We start from the raw sequence: 20,373 nt of genomic DNA, 5'->3' as shown, positions 1-20,373 counted from the left end.
GAGGTCAGCCCTCCCCGCGCGACCCGGAGCCGGATCAGGCCTGCTCGGCCTGACGACGGCGGTAGGCGATCGCACCGGCACCCGCAGCACCGGCGGCGGCCAGGACGCCGACGCCGATCACGGCGGTGTTCTCGGTACCGGAGGTGCTGCCCGCACCGGTCTCGGCGCCACCGGCCGGCGCGGCACCCATCTGCGCGACCTCGAGCGCACCACAGGCGGCGGGGGCGGTGGCCTCCATCGGCAGCGACGGGTCGAGGTCGCTCATGACGTCACCGTCGTAGGCACCGGAGTCGTTCTTGTCGACGCCGTGCACGACCAGGACGGCCGTGCCCGCCTCGAACGCCGCGTGGACGTCGTCGGTGACCTCGAAGGTGCGCTCGTAGCTGAGCGTGCCGTCGTCCGCGGTCGGGAAGCGGTCGATGGCCAGGCCGCTGTCCGGGCTGGTGTCGCCGGTGGTGGTCAGCGACGTGCCGATGGCGCCGTAGGCCGGTGCACCCTCGGTGGTGCTGAGGAAGCCGTCGCCGTCCGTGTCGTCGGCGTCGGTCGGGCACTCGCCCAGGGCGCCGATGTGGAAGTGCTGGGCGTGCGGCGAACCCGCCAGCAGCCCGGACGCCTCGATCATGACGGTCGCCGTGTTGCCGTCCAGCGTGACCATCCCGGTGCCGTCGACGCCCGACTGGTTGAGCGCACCGAGGTCGGCCTGGTAGCTGGTGGCCCCCTCGTGGGCGAAGGCGGTGCTCATGGTGAGCAGCGGGAACGCTGCAGCGGCGATGGCGATGGCCGGGAGTGCGTGTGCCTTGCGCAAGGTGTGCTCCTCGTGATCGGAGTGCCGCACCCACCGTGAGGTGGGAGCAGCGGACGGCGGCTGACACCGCTCGTCCGGTCGGTCGGCGGGTGCACCGTTGCCCCCACCGCGGAACAGGTCTGACGACCCCGGACAGCCGACGGATCCCCCAGCGGGGATCTCCCCACTGCCGCGCTGACCACCCGACATTCGGGAGGTGGTGCGGGATCGGTTCACTGCCGCCCAGGAATTTCCTGATGCCGGGCTGTGCAGCGGGTGGGAGTCCGGCCTCGTACGGGCGGAGACGACGATCAGCACATGGCGTTCGGCGAGGGCCGGACCAACCGGAAGGGCGGTCGCGGACGAAGAACGGGCATGACTGTTCTGCACGCCCTCCCGATCGCCGGTCCGCGCCCCGGGCCGGTGCTGCTGGTGGGGTTGCTGACCGTGCTGCTCCTCGGCATCGGGGCGCCTCCCGCCCGGGCCCATGACGCGCTCGTGAGCAGCAGCCCGGTAGCCGGCGCCGCCGTGCCGACAGCTCCGTCCTCGGTGGAGCTGGAGTTCAGCGCGACGCCGCTGCCGCTGGGCACCGAGGTGCTGGTGCTCGGCCCGGACGGCGCCGTGGTGTCCACCGGCGCCGCCGAGATGCGGGACACGACCGTCGTCCAGTCACTGACCGCCGAGCTCTCCGCAGGGAGCTACACCGTGCAGTGGCGCAGCACCTCCTCGGACGGGCACCCGCTCACCGGCTCCTGGGACTTCACGGTCGCCGCGGGGAGCACGCCGGCCCCGGACGCGGCGACCCCGGACGCGGCGCCCCCGTCGGTGGCGGCCGCGGCGGCCGACCCCGCCCTCCCGGTCGGCTGGCTGGTCGGTGGCGTCCTGGCCCTCGGGGCGGCGGCTGCGCTGGTCCTCGGCCGGCTGCGCGGCCGGCGGTGACCAGCACCGTGGTCCGCCCGGACCAGGAGCAGCGTGCGCCGCAGCGGGCCCGGTGGCGGGTGCCGACGGCCACGGCCGCGGTGGCCGGCCTGCTCGCGGTCCTGGGCTGGGCGATCGCCGTGGGCAGCGGCCCGACGACTCCCGCCGCCGTCGGGCTGCGCGAGGCAGGCCTGCTGGTGGAGTGGGGTGGGCCGGTGATCACACTGGCCGCCCGGATCGCCGCGGTGGGCACGGTGGGGACCCTGCTGTTCGCCGCCGTCCTGCTCCCCGCAGGCGCCGGGCAGCTGGCCCCACAGGCCAGGCGCGCCGTGTCGACGGCGTCGGCGTGGGCGCTGGCCTGGGCGCTGGCGACCTCGCTCGGCGGCCTGCTCACCGTCAGCCGGCTGGTGGGCGTGGCCCCGACCGCGCTGGACGGGTCCTCGGTCCGGGTGTTCCTCCTCGACACCGGCGCCGGCCGTGCCGTGCTGCTGGTCACCGCGATCACCGCAGGGCTCGCGGTGGCGGCCCGGCCCGGCACCGGCCGCGGGGGTGCGCGGCTGCTGCTGGCCGGTGCGCTGGCCGCCCTGGTCGTCCCGGTGGTGCTCAGCGGGCACTCGTCGGCCGCGGAGGACCACCTGGTCGCGATGACCACCCTCGCCGTGCACGTCGTCGCGGCGAGCCTGTGGGTCGGCGGGCTGGGCGCCCTGCTGCGGTACGGCCGGGCCACGCCGGCGGCCGCCGGGCGGTACAGCGCGGTCGCGCTGTGGTGCTTCGGGGCCACCGCGGTGTCCGGGGTGCTGGCGGCGGGGGTCGTCCTGGGCGGCGCCGGGGCCGTGGTCGCCGCGCTGGGCACCGGCTACGGCGTGCTGCTGCTCGGCAAGACGCTGGGGCTGACCGTCGTGGGCCTGCTGGGCTGGCAGCACCGGCGCCGCACCCTGCCGCAGCTGCGGGCGGGGCAGCCGGGCGCCTTCCGGCGGCTGGCCGTCGTGGAGACGGCCGTGCTGCTGGCGACGGTCGCCCTGGCCGTGGCACTGGCGGCATCCCCGCCCCCGGTCGCGGCCGGGGTGGGGTCAGCGACGGCCGCGCCGGCAGCTCCCGCGGCGGCTGCGGACCCCATGGCCGGGCACGACCACGGCGAGCTCTCGGTCGGCGTCCTGGTCGACGAGGACCGCTTCCACGTGGCCGGCCCGGTCGCCGCCGGGTCGCGGGTGACCGTGCACAACGCCAGCGGTCAGCCGGTGACGATCACCGCGGACGACGGCTCGTTCGACGTCGACGTCGCCGCCGGGACGCTGCTGACCTTCGCGGCGCCCGACCAGCCGGGTCAGTACGCCTTCAGCAGCCGCCACTCGGCGACCTACACCGACGTCCTCGTCGTGGAGTGACCCCGTGGACCTGCGCGGAGCTCCACCGTCGGCCCTGGTCCAGAGGCTCGCCCTGAGCCTGCGAAGGGTGAGGGAGACCAGGGTCCTTCATTCGTCCTCGGTGCGGTAGCCCAGGTTGGGTGAGAGCCACCGCTCCGCCTCGGCGACCGTCCAGCCCTTGCGCCGGGCGTAGTCCTCGACCTGGTCGCGGCCGATCCGGCCCAGCACGAAGTACCGCGACTCCGGGTGGGCGAAGTACAGACCGCTGACGGCCGCCCCCGGCCACATGGCCATGCTCTCGGTGAGCTGGATGCCGGTGGCGGCCTCCACGTCGAGCAGCTCCCAGATCGTCTGCTTCTCGGTGTGCTCGGGGCAGGCCGGGTAGCCCGGTGCGGGGCGGATGCCGGCGTACTTCTCCGCGAGCAGCCCGTCGGCGTCCAGGTGCTCGTCGGGGGCGTACGCCCAGAACTCGGTGCGCACCCGCTCGTGCAGCCGCTCGGCGAACGCCTCGGCCAGCCGGTCGGCCAGCGACTCCAGCAGGATCGCGCTGTAGTCGTCGTTGGCCTTCTTGAACTCGGCCACCTTCTCCGCCGACCCCAGGCCGGCGGTGACGGCGAACGCGCCCACGTGGTCCCGGAGCCCGGTCGCCTTGGGTGCGACGAAGTCGGCCAGCGACTTGCGCGGCGAGCCGTCCCGGCCCTCGGTCTGCTGCCGCAGCTGGTGCAGCGTCGCCCGGACGGCGGTGCGGGACTCGTCGGTGTAGACCTCGATGGAGTCGCCGTCCACCTGGCTGGCCGGGAACAGCCCGAAGACGCCGCTGGCCCGCAGCCACCGCTCGGCGATCAGCTGGTCGAGCATCGCCTGCGCGTCCTCGTACAGCCGGCGGGCCGCCTCCCCGGTGGTCGGGTTGTGCAGGATGTCGGGGAACCGGCCGCGCATCTCCCAGGCGTTGAAGAACGGCTGCCAGTCGATGTACTCCCGCAGCTCGTCCAGCGGGTAGTCGGCGAAGCTGCGCACGAACTGGGTGGCCACCCCGTGCCGGTGGTCGCAGCTCGGCCCGGCGCAGACGTCCTTCGTCTGCTGCAGCAGCATCCGGGGCCGCGGCGGGTGGTGGGCGCTCCAGTCGATCGGGGTCGCCGCCGCGCGGGCAGCGGCCAGCGGGAGGAGCGAGCGGGTGTCCTGCCGGGCCGCGTGCCGTTCCCGAAGCGCGGCGTAGTCGGCGTCGGTCTCGGCGAGCAGGGCCGGGCGCTGCTCGTCGGACAGCAGCGCGGCGACGACCGGCACCGACCGCGAGGCGTCCTTCACCCAGATGACCGGGCCGGAGTACTTCTGCGCGACCTTCACCGCGGTGTGCGCGCGGGAGGTGGTGGCCCCGCCGACCAGCAGCGGGATGGTGAACCCCTGCCGCTCCATCTCGGTGGCCAGGTTGACCATCTCGTCCAGGGAGGGGGTGATCAGCCCGGAGAGCCCGATGACGTCGGCGCCCTCCTCCTTGGCGGCGTCCAGGATCCGCTGGGCGGGCACCATCACGCCGAGGTCGACCACGTCGTAGTTGTTGCACTGCAGGACGACGCCGACGATGTTCTTCCCGATGTCGTGGACGTCGCCCTTCACGGTGGCCATCACGACCTTGCCGTTGCTGCGCTCGGCGTCCCCGGGCTGCTTCTCCGCCTCGATGAACGGGATCAGGTGCGCGACGGCCTTCTTCATCACCCGTGCCGACTTCACCACCTGGGGCAGGAACATCTTCCCGGCGCCGAACAGGTCGCCGACGACGTTCATGCCGGCCATCAGCGGCCCCTCGATCACCTCGATGGGCCGGCCGCCGCGGGCGCTGATCTCCTGGCGCAGTTCCTCGGTGTCGGTCTCGACGAACGCGTCGATCCCCTTCACCAGGGCGTGGGTGATCCGCTCCCCCACCGGCAGCGACCGCCACTCCTCGGTGGCGACCTCCTTGGCCGCCCCGTCGCCGGCGAAGTCCGCGGCGATCTCCAGCAGCCGCTCGGTGCTGTCCGGGCGGCGGTTGAGGACGACGTCCTCGATCCGCTCGCGCAGCAGCGCCGGCACCTCGTCGTAGACCTCCAGGGCGCCGGCGTTGACGATCCCCATGTCCATGCCGGCGGCGATGGCGTGGAACAGGAAGACGGCGTGGATCGCCTCCCGCACCGGGTTGTTGCCGCGGAAGGAGAACGACACGTTGGAGACGCCGCCGGAGACCAGCGCGCCGGGCAGGTTCTGCTTGATCCACCTCGTGGCCTCGATGAAGTCGACCCCGTAGGTGGCGTGCTCCTCGATGCCGGTGGCCACGGCGAAGACGTTGGGGTCGAAGATGATGTCCTCGGCCGGGAAGCCCACCTGCTGGGTGAGGACGTCGTAGGCCCGCCGGCAGATCTCCTGGCGGCGCTGCAGGCTGTCGGCCTGGCCGTCCTCGTCGAAGGCCATCACCACGACCGCGGCGCCGTACTTGCGGCAGAGCCGGGCCTGGGTGACGAACTCCTCCTCGCCGTTCTTCAGCGAGATGGAGTTGACGATCGCCTTGCCCTGGACGCACTTGAGCCCGGCCTCGATGACCTCCCACTTCGAGGAGTCGATCATCGTGGGCACCCGGCAGATGTCGGGCTCGGTGGCGACCAGCTTCAGGAACCGGTCCATCGCCGCGACGCCGTCGATCATCCCCTCGTCCATGTTGACGTCGATGACCTGCGCGCCGGCCTCGACCTGCTGGCGGGCGACGGCGAGGGCGGTCGGGTAGTCGCCGGCCTTGATGAGGTTGCGGAAACGGGCCGAGCCGGTGATGTTGGTCCGCTCGCCGACGTTGACGAACAGGCTGTCCTCGGTGACCGTCAGCGGCTCCAGCCCGGACAGCCGCAGCGCCGGGGCGACCTCGACCGGCGTCCGCGGGGCCCGGCCGGCGACCGAGCCGGCGATGGCGGCGATGTGGGCCGGCGTGGTGCCGCAGCAGCCGCCGACCAGGTTCACGAAGCCGCTCTCGGCGAACTCCCCGACGATCGCCGCGGTCTCCTCGGGCGACTCGTCGTACTCACCGAAGGCGTTGGGCAGCCCGGCGTTGGGATAGCAGGAGACGAAGGTGTCCGCGATCCGGGAGATCTCGGCGATGTAGGGCCGCATCTCCTTGGCACCCAGCGCGCAGTTCAGCCCCACCAGCAGCGGCTCGACGTGCCGTACCGAGTGCCAGAACGCCTCGGTGACCTGCCCGGAGAGGGTGCGCCCGGAGGCGTCGGTGATCGTGCCGGAGATCATCACCGGCCAGCGGCGCCCGCGGTCGGCGAACAGCGTCTCCAGCGCGAAGATGGCCGCCTTGGCGTTCAGGGTGTCGAAGATCGTCTCGATCAGCAGCACGTCCGAGCCGCCGTCGACCAGCCCGTCGGCCTGCTCCAGGTAGGCCTCGACGAGCTCGTCGAAGCTGACGTTGCGGGCGCCGGGGTCGTTCACGTCGGGTGAGATGGACGCCGTCCGGCTGGTCGGGCCGAGCGCACCGACGACGTAGCGCGGCTTCTCCGGTGTGCTGACCGCGTCGCAGGCGGCGCGGGCGAGCCGGGCGGAGGCGACGTTCAGCTCGTACGCCAGGTCGGACATCCCGTAGTCGAGCAGCGAGATCCGGGTCGCGTTGAACGTGTTGGTCTCGATCAGGTCCGCGCCGGCGTCGAGGTACTCGCGGTGGATGCCGCTGATGATCTCCGGGGCGGTGATGCTGAGCAGGTCGTTGTTGCCCTGGACGTCGCTGGGCCAGTCGGCGAACCGCTCACCGCGGTAGCCGGCCTCGTCCGGCCGGTCCCGCTGGATGGCCGTGCCCATCGCCCCGTCGAGCACCAGGATCCGCTGCTGCAGCAGCGCGGTGAGCGCGGTCGTGGCGTCAGGGCGGACGTGCGGGGATGCAGGCACGGGCAGTCCTCGGTGGTCGATCGGGCACGGTCACGGAGGCGTCCGGCGCCAGGGCCCTGGCAACTCCGACGGGCGAGCGGCCTCGTCGTCCTCGAACAGCGCCCCCATCGTCGCACTTCCCTCCCCTGCCCGGGTGCACCCCGTGGCCCGGGCGGTCCCGGACGCCCCACGAGCAACCGGGGCGGCGGGCCAGATCGACGTAGGCTCGAAGGGTGATCGATCCGAAGTCCGACGCTGACGACCTGCCCGAGCTGGACGACCCCGTGGTCGTGGTCGCGTTCGAGGGATGGAACGACGCCGGGGACGCCGCCACCGGTGCCGTGGAGCACCTGGAGCTGACCTGGAACGCCACCCCGCTCGCTGCGCTGGACCCCGAGGACTACTACGACTTCCAGGTCAACCGGCCGACCGTCTCCCTGATCGACGGCGTCACCCGCCGGGTCGAGTGGCCCACCACCCGGCTGTCGGTGGTCAAGCCGCCGGGCAGTGAGCGGCACGTCGTCCTCATCCGCGGCATCGAGCCGAACATGCGCTGGCGCAGCTTCTGCGACGAGCTGATCGAGCTGATCCAGGAGCTCGGCGCCCAGACGGTGGTCGCGCTCGGCGCGTTGCTGGCCGACACGCCGCACACCCGGCCCACGCCGGTGACCGGCTCGGCCTACGACGCCGAGTCGGCGCGGCAGTGGGGTGTGGAGACGTCCACCTACCAGGGTCCGACCGGCATCCTCGGCGTCTTCGCCGATGCCTGCGTGCAGGCCGGGCTGCCGGCGGTGAGCTTCTGGGCGGCCGTGCCGCACTACGTCTCCCAGCCCCCCTCCCCCAGGGCGACGATGGCGCTGCTGACCCGGGTCGAGGAGGTCCTCGAGGTCACCGTGCCGCTGGGCACCCTGCCCGACCAGGCCGACGAGTGGGTGAAGACCGTCGACGAGATGGCCCAGGAGGACGAGGAGGTCGTCGAGTACGTGCGCTCCCTGGAGGAGCGGCAGACGGCCAGCGACCTGTCCCAGGCCAACGGCGACCAGATCGCCCGCGAGTTCGAGAGGTACTTGCGCCGCCGCGGCGGCACGAGCTGACCCCGGTCGCTTCAAGATCAGAACGGGCTGAAGGTCGTCATCTCGACGGGATGACGACCCTCAGCCCGTTCTCGTCGCCAGCCCTTTCTCAGGGTGTGACGAGCAGCGGGCGCATCCGGACGGTGGCCGTGTCGTCGAAGAGCCGGTCGTACGTGGCGAGGGCGAACCGGTCGGTCATCCCGGTCACGTAGTCGACGACCTGGGTGACCAGGCCGGCCTCGGTGTCCCGGTAGCTGGCCGGCATGAGCTCGGGATGGGCCAGGTGGTGGTCGACCAGCCGGCGGATCACCTCGATCGCCACGTGCTTCTGCCCGGCGGCGATCTCGGACTCGTAGACCCGCTCGAACATGAACGCCCGCAGCTCGTTCATCGCCTCGAGGGCGTCCGGCGCCATCCGCACGGCCGGTGCCGGCGGGCCGCCGGGGACGGCGTGTCGGGCCTCCTCGCGCGCCGAGGCGTACGTGCCGTCGACGACCGCCTCGATCATCGCGCCGACCATCGCCCCGCCGGGCGGGCCGAAGGTGGCCAGCGTGCGGGCCGGCAGGTCACCGGCGCGCAGCACCCCGGCCCGGACGGCGTCCAGCGCGTCGTGGGAGAGGTAGCCGATCCGGTCGGCGAACTTCACGCACTCCGCCTCCCGGGTGGCCGGCGGCGGGGTGATTTTCCAGCTGTGTGCCCGGACGCCGTCGCGCACCTCCCAGGTGAGGTTGAGGTCCTCGAGCACCTCGACGATCCGCACCCCCTGGGCGGCGTGGTGCCAGCCTCCTGCGACGTAGGGCTCCAGGGCCTCCTCACCGATGTGCCCGAACGGCGAGTGGCCCACGTCGTGGGCCAGCGCGATCGCCTCGGCCAGGGTCTCGTGCAGGCCCAGGGCCCGGGCCAGTGACCGGGCGACCTGGGTGACCTGGAGGGTGTGGGTGAGCCGGGTGACGAAGTGGTCGCCGTCGGGGTGCAGGAAGACCTGGGTCTTGTGCTTGAGCCGGCGGAAGGCCTTGGCGTGCAGCACCCGGTCGCGGTCGAACTCCCAGCAGGTGCGGAGTCCGTCGTCGGGCTCAGGGCGCGCCCGTCCCCGGCTCCGGGAGGACCGCGCGGCCGCCGGGGCAAGAGCTGCCTCGGCGTCCTCCCGTGCCTGCCGGTCGATCCGGGTGAAGGCAGGCGGGTACGCCAGCCACTCGAACCCCGTCCCGCCCTCGCTCACGGCGTGAGAGCGACGCCGAGCAGTGCGTCGACCACGTCGCGGACGACGGCCGGCGACTGCTCGTCCCAGTCGTCGGTGGCCTGGGCGGCGGGCAGGCCCGGACCGGAGGCGGCCTCGGCGAGGCTGGCGGCGGCCCAGCGGTCGACGGCGGCGATCGCGCCGGGGGTGTCGAGGTCGTCGGCCAGCCGCTCCCGGACGGCGGCCAGCACGGGGCCGGCCGGCGCGCCCAGCGGCAGCTCCACGGCCCGCCGCCAGGTGTCCAGCCGCCGCTGCGCCTGCGCCAGCAGCTCGGGGGCCCAGGCCCGGTCGGTGCGGTAGTGCCCGGACAGCAGGGCCAGCCGGATCGCCATCGGGTCGGTGCGGTCGCCGCGGAGCCGGGAGACGAAGACCAGGTTGCCCCGGCTCTTGCTCATCTTCTCGCCGTCCAGCCCGATCATCGCGGCGTGCACGTAGGCCCGGGCGAAGGGCTTGGTGCCGGTGAGCGCCTCGGCGTGGACGGCGGAGTACTCGTGGTGCGGGAAGACGAGGTCGCTGCCGCCGCCCTGGACGTCGAAGCCCATGCCGATCCGGTCGAGTGCGATCGTGGCGCACTCGACGTGCCAGCCCGGGCGGCCCGCGACGCCGCGCGGACCGGGCCAGGACGGCTCGCCCTCGCGAGCCCCTCGCCACAGCAGCGGGTCGAGCGCGTGCCGCTTGCCCGCCCGGTCGGGGTCGCCGCCCCGCTCGGCGGACAGCCGCAGCATGGTCGCCTCGTCGTAACCGGACTCGGAGCCGAACCCGGGTGCCTGGGCGACGTCGTGGTAGACGTCCCCGGTGCCGTCCTCCAGCTGGTAGGCCAGGCCGGCGTCCCACAGGCTCTCCACGTGCGCGGCGATCCGCGGGATCGACTCGACGGCGCCGACGAAGTCCTCCGGCGGCAGCACCCGCAGCGCGGTCATGTCCTCGCGGAACAGCGCCGTCTCGCGCATGCCCAGCACGATCCAGTCCTCGCCGTCGCGGTCGGCCCGCTCGAACAGCGGATCGTCGACGTCGGTGACGTTCTGCACGTAGTGCACGGCGTGCCGGGCGTCGCGCCACACCCGGTTGACCAGGTCGAAGGCCAGGTAGGTGGCCGCGTGGCCGAGGTGCGTGGCGTCGTAGGGCGTGATGCCGCAGACGTACATCCGGGCGGTGCGGCCCGGGGAGGTCTCGACCACCTCGCCGCGGGCGGTGTCGTACAGCCGCAGAGCGGGGCCGGACCCGGGCAGGGTGGGGAGCAGCGGGGCAGGCCAGGAGAGCACGTCAGGAGCCTAGATCCGGCCACCGACAGGGCGGCACGGCACCCGGTCCCCGGCGCGCTCCACCGCCGTCCGGCGGTCCGTCAGGGCCAGGTGGTGGCGTGCCGGTCGAACTCCTCACCGGTCTGGACGCCGACCACGCAGAACAGCAGCCCGGCGGGGTCCTTCATCTGCCAGAACCCGCCCATGTCGGCCATCCGGAGCGCCCCGAGGGCCTCCAGCCGGGCCACCTCCGCGTGCACGTCGTCGGTCTCGATGTCCACGTGCCAGCGCGGCGGGGTGCCCACCCCGGTGCGCTGGACCTCCAGGTGGAACCCGTCGGCGAAGGAACCGAGCGAGGACCACGCGTCGTCGATGGTGTCGGGCTCCACGGCGTGACCGGTGGCGGCGGACCAGAACTGCTGGCCCCGGTCGTGCAGCTGGGGAGGGAGGTCGATCAACAGGATCGCGAGTCGGCTGCGATGAGGCACCCACCCACCCTGGCAGCCCGCGCCCGGGAAGTCAGCCGCCCGGGCCCGGCCACTGCCGCTGTGCTCTAGAACGGGGGCCAGGGCAGCGCGGGCCAGTCACCGCTGGGCTGGGGGTGCAGCCCGCTGCGCAGCAGCTCGGCCACCCGCTGCTGGGTGCGCCGCACCTCGCGCCGGGTGAGGTGCTCGTGCAGCTGGTCACCCAGGTCGCCGCGGAGCTGCTCGGCCAGCTGCTCCAGCACGGCCAGGTGCTCCGCCAGCAGGGGCCTGCCGGCCCAGCGCCACAGCAGGGTGCGCAGCTTGGGTTCCACGGAGAAGCAGATGCCGTGGTCGACGCCGTACACGTGTCCACCGCGCATCGGGATGATGTGGCCGCCCTTGCGGTCGGCGTTGTTCACCACCGCGTCGAAGACCGCCATCCGGCGCAGCTCGGGGACGTCGAGCCGGACGAACTCGGTGAGCTCGACGGCGGGGTCGGCGTCCATCCACAGCTGGACCATGCCGGGGCCGAACGGGCCCTCGCGCAGCACGGTGGGCGGCACGATCGACCAGCCGGTCGCCTCCGACACCAGGTGCGCGCTGATCTCGCGGCCGGCGAGGGTGCCGTCGGGGAAGTCCCACAGCGGCCGCTCCCCCGCCACCGGCTTGTACACGCAGGTGGCAGCCAGCTGGTCGGTGCGGATCCCCCCGATGAGGGTGACGTTGCTGGCGTCGAGGAGGCGGCCCTCCATGTCCAGCACGCCCTCGCGCAGCAGGGCGGTGACCTCGTCGGCGCCGCTGGGTGGCCGGCGGTCACCGTGGTCGAACGCGGCGACATCGAGCTCGACGACGTCGCCGTCGTCCCCCTCGAACTCGTCGTCGTCCAGCTCGTCGTCGTCCAGCTCGAGGGGCTCGTCGGTCAGCGGGTGCTCCAGCCGGTCGTCGCGGGGATCAGGCGCGGTCATCGCAGCGCCGGCTCAGCGGCGGTAACCGTTCTGCCGCGGGCAGACGTGGCCGGTCGGGTCCAGCGGCAGGGAGCACAGCGGGCAGGAGGGCCGGCCGGCGGCGATGACCCGGCGGGCGCGGGCGACGAACGCCCGGGCCGCGACCGGGGTGATCGTCACCCGCAGGGCGTCGGGGCCCTCGTCGCTGTCGGAGAGGATCACGTCCTCCTCGATCGGCTCCTCGCCGGCGGCGACGGCCTCGACGACGACCGCGTCCTCCTCGCCGTCCCAGGCCAGCCCCATCGCGGCGACGCGGAACTCCTCGTCGACGGGCGCGGTGAGCGGTTCGAGGTCGTCGACGTCGGCGTCGGGCGGGACGACGACGGCGGCGCGGTTGGCCACCTCGTCGAGCAGCTCGCTCATCCGGTCGGCCAGCACCTGGACCTGCGTCTTCTCCAGCGCCACGCTGATCGTGCGGCCGGCCTCGTCGGAGGCCTGCAGGTAGAAGGTGCGGTCGCCGGGCTGGCCCACCGTGCCGGCGACGAACCGGGTGGGACGGTCGAAGAGGAAGACCTGACGAGGCACGGCGATCAGGTTACGCGGCGCCGGAGCCCGCGCCGCCGCCGACGACCGCGTCGGAGGAGGGCTTGCGCCGACCGCGCTTCTTCTTGGGCGGGATGAGGGCGGAGACGTCGCCGCCGGTGTCGTTGACCCGCACCAGGAACGGCCGGGTGTCGGTGTAGGTGACCACCGACAGCGACGCCGGGTCGACGACGATGCGCTGGAAGGAGTCCAGGTGCATCCCCAGAGCGTCGGCCAGGACCGCCTTGATCACGTCACCGTGGCTGCAGACCAGCCAGACGGCGTCCGGCCCGAGCTTCCCGTTCCACTCCCGGACGGCGGCCACCGCGCGCGCCTGGGTCTGGGCGAGCCCCTCCCCCTCCGGGCCGGGGAAGACCGCGGCGGAGGGGTGCTGCTGCACGACCTTCCAGAGCGGGTCCTTGGTCAGCTCCTTGATCGGGCGGCCGGTCCAGTCGCCGTAGCGGGCCTCGCCGAACCGGTCGTCGGTCTGCACCTCCAGCGCACGCCCCTCGGCGACCGTGCCGGCGGTCTGCTGGCAGCGCTCCAGCGGGCTGCTCACCACCGCGGCCAGCGGCACCTCCGACAGCCGCTGCGCGACCGCCTGCACCTGAGTCTGGCCGGTGTCGTCCAGCCGCACCCCGGGGGTCCAGCCGGCCAGCACGCCGGCGGTGTTGGCCGTCGTCCGGCCGTGTCGGAGCAGGATGACCGTCGTCATGGGGCTTGCCTCCTCGATCGGCCCGCGAGCAGGGGCCCGGCGCGAGCCTGCGAGCGGTGGGGGGCTCGCGGGTCCTTCCGCACTCCGCCGACTCTAAGGCCCCGCCCACAGGCTCGCCGCGAGCTCGCGAGGGGCGAGGAGGACGGGGTCCTTCATCAGGTCGGCTCGAGGACGCCGGTGCCGACGAGCACCAGCACCAGGCCGCCGAGCACGATCCGGTAGACCACGAACGGGGCGAAGCTGCCGTGGGCCAGGTACCGCAGCAGCCAGGCGATGACGGCGTACCCGATCCCGAAGGCGATGACGGTGGCCAGGATCGTCGGGCCCCACGAGAGCGCCTCGCCCTCGGTGTCGCCGGTCAGGGACTCGTAGGCCTGGAAGAACCCGGCGCCCAGCACGGCGGGGACGGCGAGCAGGAACGAGTAGCGCGCCGCCGCGGCGCGGTTGTAGCCCAGGAAGCGACCGGCGGTGATGGTGCCGCCGGAGCGGGAGACCCCCGGGATGAGCGCCATCGCCTGGGCGAACCCGAAGGTCAGGCCGTGCTTGACGGTCAGGTCGGGCAGGTCGCGCTCGGTGCTGCCCACCCGGTCGGCCCAGTAGAGGACCAGCGAGAAGACGATCAGGGCGACGGCGATGATCCGCAGGTCCCGGAACGTCGTCTCGATCGAGTCCTGGAACAGCAGCCCGAGGACGACGATCGGCAGGCTGCCGATGATGATCAGCCAGCCCATCCTGGCGTCGGGGTCGCTGCGGGCCGAGCGGTCGAACAGCCCCCGGACCCAGGCCGTGATGATCCGCCAGATGTCGTGCCGGAAGTAGATGAGCACGGCGAGCTCCGTGCCGATCTGGGTGATCGCGGTGAACGCCGCCCCGGGGTCGCCCCAGCCGAACGCCTCGCCGACCACCCGCAGGTGGGCGCTGGAGGAGATCGGCAGGAACTCGGTGAGGCCCTGGACCACCCCGAGGACGAGAGCTTCGAACCAGCCCACGGTCAGCGCCTCCGCTGCTCGGCCGGGCGGTGGTCAGGGCAGGTCGGGGGCTCGCGCACGACAGGCACCCTAGGTGGCCGGGACACCGGGGCCCGGCACCTCGGCAGGAGACGTTCGTCGCTGCCGGGGAGCGTCGGTGGGCAACGGTAGGTTGACCCGTCGTGGAACAGCGGGCGCTCGGGCGCAGTGGGCTCGTGGTCTCCCGGCTGGGGCTGGGCACCCTCACGTGGGGCCGGGACACCGACGAGGACGAGGCCGCGATGCAGCTCACGGCGTTCGTCGACGCCGGCGGCACGCTGGTCGACACCGCCGACGTCTACGCCGACGGGGAGAGCGAGCGCACGCTCGGGCGACTGCTGGCCGACGTCGTCCCGCGCGACGACGTGCTGGTCGCCACGAAGGCGGCGTGCCGCACCGGGCCCGGGCCGATGGGCCGGGGCGCCTCCCGCGGGCACCTGCTCTCGGCGCTGGACGCGTCCCTGGAGCGGCTGGGGATCGACCACGTCGACCTGTGGCAGCTGCACGCCTGGGACGACGCGACGCCCCTGGAGGAGACGCTGGCCGCCTGCGACCTGGCCGTCTCCTCCGGCCGGGCCCGCTACGTCGGGGTGAGCAACTTCTCCGGCTGGCAGACCGCCCAGGCCGCCACCTGGCAGCGCGCCTGGCCCGGGCGCACCCCGATCGTGAGCACCCAGGTCGAGTACTCGCTGCTGCAGCGCGGCGTCGAGCGGGAGGTGCAGCCGGCCGCGGAGGCGCTGGGGCTGGGCATCCTGCCGTGGTCGCCGCTGGGCCGGGGGCTGCTCACCGGCAAGTACCGGGACGGCACACCCGCCGACTCGCGTGGCGCGTCCGCCCAGTGGCTGGGGTTCATCGACGGGCTGCGGTCGGCGACCGCGGACCGGGTGGTGGAGGCGGTCGTCACCGCCGCGCAGGGGCTGGGCACCACGCCGCTGGGGGTCGCCCTCGCCTGGCTGCACGACCGGCCCTGCGTGGTCGCCCCGATCGTGGGCGCCCGGACCGCCCAGCAGCTGCAGGCCGCCCTCGATGCCCAGGGGGTCCGGCTGCCGCCGGCGATCACCACGGCGCTGGACGACGTGTCCGCGCCGCACTTCTCCTATCCCGAGCAGCGTCGGGAGCACTGAACAGTGAGCACCCGAACCGTGAGCACCGAGCTGTGAGCACCCCGACGCCTGCCGGCGACCCCGTCTTCGCCGCCTTCTGCTCCGCCGGCCTGTGGCCGGGCCTGGGCAAGCGGACGGCGGCCGACCTGCCGGCCGCCGGCATCACCGGCCCGGACGACGTCACCGCCGACCGGCTGCTCAAGCTGCCCCGGGTGGGCCGGCAGCGGGCCGAGCGGTTGTTCAGCTCGTTCCTGGCCGCCCGGTCGACCTATGAGGTCGTCGAGCTGCTGGTCGGCGCGGGGCTGAACGCCCGGCTGGCGGTGAACTCCGCGGACGCCCTCGGCCCCGACGCCGCCCGCCGGCTCCGGGACGACCCGTGGGCGCTGCTCGGCCTGACCGGGGTGACGCTGGCCGACGCCGACCGGCTGGCGATCGCCGTCCTCTCCGGTGCCGACCCGCAGGACACCCGCCGCGGCCGGGCGATCGTGGCGCTGACCTTGCGCACCGCGACCCGGGACGGGCACACCGTGCTCCCCGCCGACCTCGTGGTAGCGGCGCTGCGCGCGGAGCAGATCGACGACCCGGCGGCCGCGGTGGTGGCCGCGGTGGAGTCCGGTGAGGTGCTCGAGCACGCGGAAGGACCTCGGTCCCCCCTCCACTCGCAAGCTCGCGAGGGAACCCTGACCGAGGCCGAGGACGAGGACCCCGATCACGAGGACGAACCGCAGTCACTGAGCCTGTCGCTGGCCCGGTACGGGATGGCGGAGGAGGCGGTGGCGGAGAACGTGCACCGCCTGTCGGCCACCAGCGGACGGATCGCCGACCCTGCCTCGGTCCGGTCGGTGGCCAAGGGCCTGGACCCGGCGCAGCAGGCTGCGGTGGCCCAGGTGCTCGGCGCCGGCATCTCGCTGCTGACCGGCGGGCCGGGCACCGGGAAGAGCCGGACCGTCGCCTCGCTGGTGAAGCTGCTGCAGGCCAAGGGCACCGAGGTGGCCCTGGCGGCGCCGACCGGCCGGGCGGCGAAGCGGCTGGAGGAGCTGACCGACCACCCGGCGGTGACCGTGCACCGGCTGCTCGGCGCGCAGGGCATGACCGGTGGGTTCGCCCGCAACGAGGAGTGGCCGCTGGACGCCGACGTCGTGGTGGTCGACGAGGCCTCGATGCTGGACGTCGAGCTGACCGCGGCGCTGCTGGAGGCCTGCCCGGACGGCACCCACCTGCTGCTGGTGGGCGACCCGGCACAGCTGCCCTCGATCGGCCCCGGTCACGTCCTCGGTGACCTGATCGACTCCGGCGTGGTGCCGGTGACCGAGCTGACCACGCTGCACCGCCAGGCCGAGGGTGGGGCGATCGCGCGGCTGGCCACCGGGGTGCGCGGCGGTGAGCTGGTGCACGTCGACTCCCCCGACCGGGAGGTGGTGATCGTGCCGGCCACCGGGAGCGCCGAGGCGGCCAAGCGGGTCGTGCAGCTGGTCACCGACTCCATCCCACGCGCGCTGGGCATCGACCCGTCGACGGTGCAGGTGGTCACCCCGGTGCACCGTGGGCCGGCCGGCACCATCGAGTTGAACAAGGCGCTGAAGGCGCAGCTCAACCCCGGCGAGGGCACGGTGTTCGGGTTCGACGTCGGCGACCGGGTGGTCGCGACGGCGAACCACCTCGACCTGGAGCCGATCGGGTTCGCCAACGGTGAGGTCGGTGTGGTGACCGGCACCGGTGAGGGCTCGCTGGACATCGCGTTCGCCTCCGGGCCGGTCAAGGTGAACGGCAAGGCGCTGTCGGACCTCCGGCACGGCTGGGCGATCACCGTGCACCGGGCGCAGGGCTCGGAGTGGCCCGGTGTCGTCGTGGTGCTGCCGCCGGAGGCCGGCGGGATGCTGTCCCGGCCGCTGGTCTACACCGCCCTCACGCGGGCGCAGCAGCACCTGTCGATCGTGCACGCCAGCGGCGCTGCGCTGGCCCGGGCGGTCCGGGAGGTCGACGTCCGGCCGCGGCGGACCCGGTTGGCGACGCTCCTCGCCGAACTGGCGGAGTGACCCACCCGATGGGGTGGGTCGCGTTTGCCCCGTGATCTTGGGGGAACCCATCAAGCCATGGGCATCATCGGTTTTCTCGTCTTCGGTCTCATCGTCGGTGCGCTCGCTCGGCTGATCAAGCCGGGCAAGCAGAACCTCAGCATCCTGGCCACCCTGGCCCTCGGCGTCGTCGGCTCCCTGATCGGTGGCGTCGTGGCCACCCTCCTGGGCACCGGTGACTTCGGCGAGCTCAACATCATCGGCGGGATCGTCGCGATCGTCGCCGCCGTGCTGTTGATCGGCGTGGCCGAGGGCATGAGCGGCGGTCGGCGCAAGGTCCACTGACCTCGCCCCCGCTCGACGCACCACTCCCCTGCCCGGGGCGCTGACCTCGCGGTCAGCGTCCCGGGCAAGCGCGTCTCGCGGCGCAGAGCAACCGGTGCACCGCCGGGCCGAGGTCGTCGGCACAGGTGACGGGCGCGGTGAAGGGCACGCGCACGTCCCGGTGGCCCGTGCGCTGCTCGATCCGCAGCCGGAACCCGTACCGGTCCAGGCCCAGCGGGCGGACGGCGTCGCCCCTCCCCACCCAGGCGGCCGGCACCCGGGAACACAGCAGGTCCAGCTCCTCGGGGTGGGCGACGTCGAGGTGCTGCAGCGCCGGCCCCTCCACCGCGATCAACGGGTCGGGCGCCGCGGCGAGGAAGTCGTCGGGGTCGATCTCGGTGACCGCGCCGCACTCCCCCAGCACGACCTCGGCCAGGTCCAGCCGCAGCAGGGTGGCGCTGCGCCCGACGTCCAGCAGCGCGCCCACCGGGGCGACGTCGGCGAACGCCAGCGCGGCGTCCCGCTGGTCGGTCTCGAGCAGCGGCGTGAGCCACCCGGACAACCAGACCTGGGCGCGCACCGGCTCGCGAAGGGGCACCGGGGCGTGGTCGGTGACCATCAGGAGCGCCGCGAGGTCGCCGTCGGCGGACGCCTGGACCGTGCGGCAGACCTCACCGTCGGTCGGCACGACCACGAGCACCTGCCCCTGGGCGGTGACGGCGTGCCCGAGCACACGGCTGCCGTCGATGCCGGCAGCGCAGACGGCGGCCGCCGGCCGGGCCGCCACGGTGCGCGCCCGTTCGGCTCCGGTGGGCCGGAGGGCGTCGGACGAGGGCCCGGGGGCGGCGGGGCGGGTGGATCGTGTCATGCGGCACTCCGGGTTCAGGACGACTCGACATCGCGGTAAGGTAAGCCTAACCGAACCGGAGGATCGTGTGAACAGCTCCCGCCCCAAGGTCCGGCGCTCACGTGCGCTGGGCATCCCTCTCACCCCCAAGGACGTCCGCTACTTCGAGCGGCGCCCCTACCCGCCCGGTGAGCACGGCCGCAAGCGCAAGATCACCAGCGACTACAAGACGCGACTGCTGGAGAAGCAGCGGCTGCGCGCGCAGTACGACATCAGCGAGACCCAGCTCCGCTCGGCGTTCGACCGGGCCAAGCGCACCGGTGGCAAGACCGGTGAGGAGCTGATCACCCACCAGCTCGAGGCACGGCTGGACGCGACCGTGCTGCGCGCCGGGTTCGCCCGGACGATCTACCAGGCCCGGCAGACGGTCAGCCACCAGCACGTCACGGTGAACGGCAAGCGGGTCGACCGGCCCAGCTACCAGGTGCAGCCCTACGACGTCGTCGAGATCGCCGAGCGAAGCAAGTCCAAGCTGCCCTTCCAGGTCGCCGCCTCGGGGGCGCACGCCGCCGCCCCGGCCTACCTGGAGGTCCAGCTCTCCGAGCTCCGCTGCGTGGTCGTCCGCCGGCCGCAGCGCTCCGAGGTCCCCGTGGTGTGCGAGGAGCAGCTGGTCGTGGAGTACTACTCCCGCTGAGCCGGGCCGGGGCCCGTCAGGCCCCGGCCCCGGTCACCGGTCCGCTGTTGACCCGGATCGCGCGCTGCATCTTCCGCCGCTGTACCAGGGGGATGCCGACGATGGCGGCGATGCTCACGAGGCCGAACCACGGGATGTCGGACAGACCACCGACGACCAGGTCGTGGACGACGTTCGACACCAGGCCGACGAACCACACCACGGCCACCAGCGACACGATCCGCTGGGCACGGGAGCCACCGCTCCACACGACGTCGAGCTGCACCGCCTGGCCGCGGGCCAGGTCGACCGCGGCGGCACGGAGCCGCTCGTCGTCCAGCGCGTGGCCGCGGTTGACCGCTGATCCCACCCGGGACTGCTCCGCGGGGGTCAGGCGGTGCCTGCGGACCAGGTCCCCCCAAGGATCCGGGTCCCGGCCGGGCTTCAAGCGGCCCCACACCGAACGGCCACCGACCCACCAGGCCAGCAGTGGCAGCCCCACGAGGATGAGCAGCACGGTCGTCAGCGCGGCGGTCACGGGCGCGATCCTCACCCGCCGTGACGGGCGGTGCGGACGACCGGCGCCCGGACCACCCGATCAGGCGATGCCCGACACCCGGCAGCCCGTGGCCCCGGACCGGGTCAGCCGCGCTGCTGGTCCTCGTCGTCGTCCGGCACGGCCGCCCGCTGCTCGAGGACGTCGTACTCGTCGGCCTCCGGGTCGGCGTCCCGCATCGTCGAGAAGGTGCCCGGGGTCGCGCTGAGCTGCTGCTCGATGGCGTCGGCCTCGGGGACCTCGGCGCCCAGCGGCGACACCTCGTCGGCGAGCTCCGGGCCGGTCGGGGCGGTGGTGCGCTGCTGCTCCAGGCGGTCGGCGTCGTTGGCTTCGGGGTCGGTCATGAGGGCTCCTCGCTGGCCGAGGGCCCGGCCGGGTGCCGGGCCGCGCCGTCCTCCCCTGCCCGCACTCCACCGGGGTGACACCCGGACCGGGTGGCTCCGTGGTGACCACCACATGACCCGCAGGCGTCCGGCAGGCACAATCGACGAGGTGTCAGCACCCGGCGAGTACGAGTACGCCCTGGTCAAGAACTACAGCATCGTCGGGCTGCACTGGGGCCTCTACCGCAAGCACGACCCGGCCCGGATCGGGATGGTGCACGAGGCGCTGTGCGACCTGTTCGCCGACGGGGCGATCGACCC

19 protein-coding genes are annotated in these 20,373 nt (G+C 73.6%); 7 read left to right on the top strand and 12 right to left on the bottom strand.

The genetic code is table 11. The annotated features are described in order from the left end of the window. Nucleotides 1-34 precede the first annotated feature (34 nt). Nucleotides 35-805, bottom strand: coding sequence for a hypothetical protein (locus G5C62_RS16365; protein ID WP_164701797.1), 771 nt, complete (start codon nt 803-805; stop codon nt 35-37). Between the two features lie 354 nt (nt 806-1,159). Between G5C62_RS16365 and G5C62_RS16360 the strand changes: the two genes are divergently transcribed. Both G5C62_RS16360 and G5C62_RS16355 read left to right on the top strand, forming a co-directional pair. Continuing rightward, nucleotides 1,160-1,723 (top strand): copper resistance CopC family protein, encoded by a 564-nt coding sequence (locus G5C62_RS16360; protein WP_164701796.1) that lies wholly within the window; start codon nt 1,160-1,162, stop codon nt 1,721-1,723. Continuing rightward, on the top strand, nt 1,720-3,087 hold the full coding sequence (locus G5C62_RS16355; RefSeq protein ID WP_164701795.1) for a CopD family protein: 1,368 nt from the start codon (nt 1,720-1,722) through the stop codon (nt 3,085-3,087). The genes G5C62_RS16360 and G5C62_RS16355 overlap by 4 nt, the downstream gene beginning before the upstream one ends. 87 nt (nt 3,088-3,174) lie before the next feature. Here the strand turns inward: G5C62_RS16355 and metH are convergent, their stop codons facing one another. After that, entirely contained in the window at nt 3,175-6,969 is a 3,795-nt protein-coding gene (gene metH, locus G5C62_RS16350) for a methionine synthase (RefSeq protein WP_164701794.1), read from the bottom strand. 212 nt (nt 6,970-7,181) lie between these two features. On the opposite strand from metH, the gene G5C62_RS16345 reads away from it, so the two are divergent. Further along, the gene (locus G5C62_RS16345; protein WP_036332690.1) at nt 7,182-8,042 is read left to right on the top strand and encodes a PAC2 family protein; all 861 of its coding nucleotides are present in this window, start codon (nt 7,182-7,184) and stop codon (nt 8,040-8,042) included. Between the two features lie 88 nt (nt 8,043-8,130). Here G5C62_RS16345 and G5C62_RS16340 read toward each other — a convergent pair whose 3' ends face one another. The 7 genes from G5C62_RS16340 to G5C62_RS16310 all read right to left on the bottom strand — a co-directional run bounded on the left by G5C62_RS16340 (nt 8,131) and on the right by G5C62_RS16310 (nt 14,193). Next, a complete protein-coding gene (locus G5C62_RS16340) occupies nt 8,131-9,240 on the bottom strand; it encodes an HD domain-containing protein (RefSeq protein ID WP_241175944.1) in 1,110 nt (369 codons plus the stop codon). After that, nucleotides 9,237-10,520, bottom strand: coding sequence for a cysteine--1-D-myo-inosityl 2-amino-2-deoxy-alpha-D-glucopyranoside ligase (mshC, locus tag G5C62_RS16335; RefSeq protein WP_036332692.1), 1,284 nt, complete (start codon nt 10,518-10,520; stop codon nt 9,237-9,239). The genes G5C62_RS16340 and mshC overlap by 4 nt, the downstream gene beginning before the upstream one ends. Before the next feature lie 80 nt (nt 10,521-10,600). Further along, on the bottom strand, nt 10,601-10,987 hold the full coding sequence (locus G5C62_RS16330; protein ID WP_036332694.1) for a VOC family protein: 387 nt from the start codon (nt 10,985-10,987) through the stop codon (nt 10,601-10,603). Between the two features lie 65 nt (nt 10,988-11,052). Next, entirely contained in the window at nt 11,053-11,928 is an 876-nt protein-coding gene (locus G5C62_RS16325) for an SCO1664 family protein (protein ID WP_036332696.1), read from the bottom strand. 12 nt (nt 11,929-11,940) lie between these two features. Beyond that, entirely contained in the window at nt 11,941-12,492 is a 552-nt protein-coding gene (locus G5C62_RS16320) for a DUF3090 family protein (RefSeq protein WP_036332698.1), read from the bottom strand. A gap of 10 nt (nt 12,493-12,502) precedes the next feature. Then, nucleotides 12,503-13,204 carry a histidine phosphatase family protein gene (locus tag G5C62_RS16315; RefSeq protein ID WP_164701793.1) on the bottom strand — a complete coding sequence of 234 codons (702 nt, stop codon included), beginning with the start codon at nt 13,202-13,204 and terminating at the stop codon, nt 12,503-12,505. A 155-nt stretch (nt 13,205-13,359) separates the two neighbouring features. Then, nucleotides 13,360-14,193: an undecaprenyl-diphosphate phosphatase gene (locus G5C62_RS16310; protein ID WP_036332702.1), complete on the bottom strand. Its 834-nt coding sequence runs from the start codon at nt 14,191-14,193 to the stop codon at nt 13,360-13,362. Nucleotides 14,194-14,354: 161 nt separating this feature from the next. On the opposite strand from G5C62_RS16310, the gene G5C62_RS16305 reads away from it, so the two are divergent. Genes G5C62_RS16305 through G5C62_RS16295 form a run of 3 tightly spaced genes read left to right on the top strand, consistent with a single transcriptional unit; the run spans nt 14,355 to nt 17,674 of the window. Continuing rightward, on the top strand, nt 14,355-15,335 hold the full coding sequence (locus G5C62_RS16305; RefSeq protein WP_164701792.1) for an aldo/keto reductase: 981 nt from the start codon (nt 14,355-14,357) through the stop codon (nt 15,333-15,335). Nucleotides 15,336-15,367: 32 nt separating this feature from the next. Next, the gene (locus G5C62_RS16300) at nt 15,368-17,350 is read left to right on the top strand and encodes an AAA family ATPase (RefSeq protein ID WP_164701791.1); all 1,983 of its coding nucleotides are present in this window, start codon (nt 15,368-15,370) and stop codon (nt 17,348-17,350) included. Between the two features lie 57 nt (nt 17,351-17,407). Beyond that, nucleotides 17,408-17,674 carry a GlsB/YeaQ/YmgE family stress response membrane protein gene (locus G5C62_RS16295; RefSeq protein WP_197058299.1) on the top strand — a complete coding sequence of 89 codons (267 nt, stop codon included), beginning with the start codon at nt 17,408-17,410 and terminating at the stop codon, nt 17,672-17,674. A gap of 52 nt (nt 17,675-17,726) precedes the next feature. Here the strand turns inward: G5C62_RS16295 and G5C62_RS16290 are convergent, their stop codons facing one another. Continuing rightward, on the bottom strand, nt 17,727-18,521 hold the full coding sequence (locus G5C62_RS16290) for a DUF2470 domain-containing protein (protein ID WP_164701790.1): 795 nt from the start codon (nt 18,519-18,521) through the stop codon (nt 17,727-17,729). A 67-nt stretch (nt 18,522-18,588) separates the two neighbouring features. Between G5C62_RS16290 and rpsD the strand changes: the two genes are divergently transcribed. Further along, nucleotides 18,589-19,194 (top strand): 30S ribosomal protein S4, encoded by a 606-nt coding sequence (gene rpsD / locus G5C62_RS16285; RefSeq protein WP_164701789.1) that lies wholly within the window; start codon nt 18,589-18,591, stop codon nt 19,192-19,194. Nucleotides 19,195-19,210: 16 nt separating this feature from the next. Here rpsD and G5C62_RS16280 read toward each other — a convergent pair whose 3' ends face one another. Together G5C62_RS16280 and G5C62_RS16275 are read right to left on the bottom strand one after the other, a co-directional pair. Further along, a complete protein-coding gene (locus tag G5C62_RS16280) occupies nt 19,211-19,711 on the bottom strand; it encodes a hypothetical protein (RefSeq protein WP_164701788.1) in 501 nt (166 codons plus the stop codon). A 104-nt stretch (nt 19,712-19,815) separates the two neighbouring features. Continuing rightward, nucleotides 19,816-20,073, bottom strand: a complete 258-nt coding sequence (locus tag G5C62_RS16275) for a hypothetical protein (RefSeq protein WP_164701787.1) — start codon at nt 20,071-20,073, stop codon at nt 19,816-19,818. Nucleotides 20,074-20,373: the final 300 nt, after the last annotated feature.

The sequence above is a fragment of the Modestobacter sp. KNN46-3 genome (assembly GCF_011039295.1).
Note: the sequence above shows the minus strand (reverse complement) of the source record. Positions and strands in the feature narration are given on the sequence as shown.

Coding starts and splice junctions, on each gene's coding strand:
- G5C62_RS16360 (WP_164701796.1), top strand. CDS start 1,160: ATGACTGTTCTGCACGCCCTCCCGATCGCCGGTCCGCGCCCCGGGCCG.
- G5C62_RS16325 (WP_036332696.1), bottom strand. CDS start 11,928: ATGACCGCGCCTGATCCCCGCGACGACCGGCTGGAGCACCCGCTGACC.
- G5C62_RS16315 (WP_164701793.1), bottom strand. CDS start 13,204: ATGACGACGGTCATCCTGCTCCGACACGGCCGGACGACGGCCAACACC.
- G5C62_RS16295 (WP_197058299.1), top strand. CDS start 17,408: ATGGGCATCATCGGTTTTCTCGTCTTCGGTCTCATCGTCGGTGCGCTC.
- G5C62_RS16290 (WP_164701790.1), bottom strand. CDS start 18,521: ATGACACGATCCACCCGCCCCGCCGCCCCCGGGCCCTCGTCCGACGCC.
- G5C62_RS16275 (WP_164701787.1), bottom strand. CDS start 20,073: ATGACCGACCCCGAAGCCAACGACGCCGACCGCCTGGAGCAGCAGCGC.